1 pseudogene is annotated in these 1,528 nt (G+C 68.5%); it reads left to right on the top strand.

The window, feature by feature from the left end:
- Positions 1-513: 513 nt before the first annotated feature.
- Positions 514-1,293 (top strand): annotated as a pseudogene (locus AC5WS8_RS39105) (helix-turn-helix domain-containing protein); the annotation flags it as partial.
- Positions 1,294-1,528: the final 235 nt, after the last annotated feature.

The raw sequence follows: 1,528 nt of genomic DNA, 5'->3' as shown, positions 1-1,528 counted from the left end.
CAATGCCGTTGCATTAGGGGCCTGCGGTTTGGGGTCTTGCGATGAGGATGGCTTGCGTGCCGGTGCAGGTCGGTTGTGGCCAGTCACGGTGTTCAGCTCGCTTGAGCCGGTAGTTGGACACCTTGCGTTTGACGGCTCGGGGCCGGCTGCGCAGGCGTCTGGCGGGCAGGAGTCGTTCCAGGAGGTCTTGCTCGAGCATCACCAGGGCCCTGACCAGGAGGTCAGGGGGAAAAGCTGCCCGGCGTGACGGTCACGCTGCGCCGGGCAGAGCGCAGAGTTTCGGTGAAGGAGACCCGGTCGGGGTCCAGGCCGCGGGTGGCGGCCGTTCTCAGCATGAGTTCGCGCAGTGCGTGGTGGACCAGCAGGTGCGCCCAGATCTGAGGGCGGTGCCACTGCAGAAAACCCCATCCGGCCTGGTGGGAGCCCTAATGAAGGTGCGCGGGGTCGGGGGCTCGGGTGCTCGGAATGGGGCGTCTCGTACGGCTGGTGACCGCCCCGGCATGATGGTCCATCGTGCTGCTGCGACTGGCCTACCTCACCGTGACGAACGCGTTCGCCCTGCTGCGCCTGCTACCGATGAGCGAGCGGGACAAGGACGCCGAGATCCTCGCCCTGCGTCACCAGATCACGGTCCTGCAGCGCCAACTCGGCAAGGAGAAGATGCGGTTCACCCCGAGCGATCGGGCGTTCCTGGCGGCGTTGCTGAACCGGCTTCCGGCGGAGGTGCTGCGCCGGGTACGGCTGTTGGTGCGGCCGGAGACGGTGCTGCGCTGGCACCGCGATCTGGTCGCACGCCGCCACGCTGCCGCCTCCCGGCCCAAGCGCCCGGGAAGACCGCGGACCGTGCACTCCATCCGCGCCCTGGTCCTCCGCTTCGCCCGGGAGAATCCCAGCTGGGGCTACCGCCGCATCCATGGCGAACTCCTCGTTCTCGGGATCCGGGTCGCGGCCTCCACTGTCTGGGAGATCCTGAAGGAGGCCGGGATCGACCCGGCGCCCGAGCGGGCCTCCAGCACCTGGGCGGGCTTCCTGCACTCCCAGGCCGACGCCCTGCTGGCGTGCGACTTCCTGGAGACGGTCACCCTGTCCGGAGCACGGATGTATGTGCTCACGGTGATCGAGCACGCCAGCCGCCGGATTCGGATACTCGGTGCCACCGCGCACCCGACCGCATCTTGGGTGACCCAGGCCGCGAAGGACCTTGTCATGGACCTCGAGGACGCCGGCTGCCGGGCGCGATTTCTGATCCGGGACCGGGACGGGAAGTTCCCCGCCTTGTTCGACACCATCCTTAACCTCGCCGTTTCGGTTGGGGTGATGAGGCGTCGTTGATGGGTGACCGTCGGGGTGGCCGACGCGATTTCGGTGTTCGGACATGACGGAGACCCGGCGCAGTGGTCGGGTTCTCCAGGTCCTTCGGGGCGTGGGCGGTCAGGGGCTTGCCGGTCAGCCGGCGGGACGGGGCAGTGCGGCGAGGCGGTGGAAGGCCGTGGCCAGTTCGTTTCTCCAGGGCCAGGTCGCCGATATC

It is taken from the genome of Streptomyces sp. PTL18, assembly GCF_059510295.1.
The sequence above is the reverse complement of the archived record's forward strand: the minus strand, read 5'-3'. Positions and strand labels throughout refer to the sequence as shown.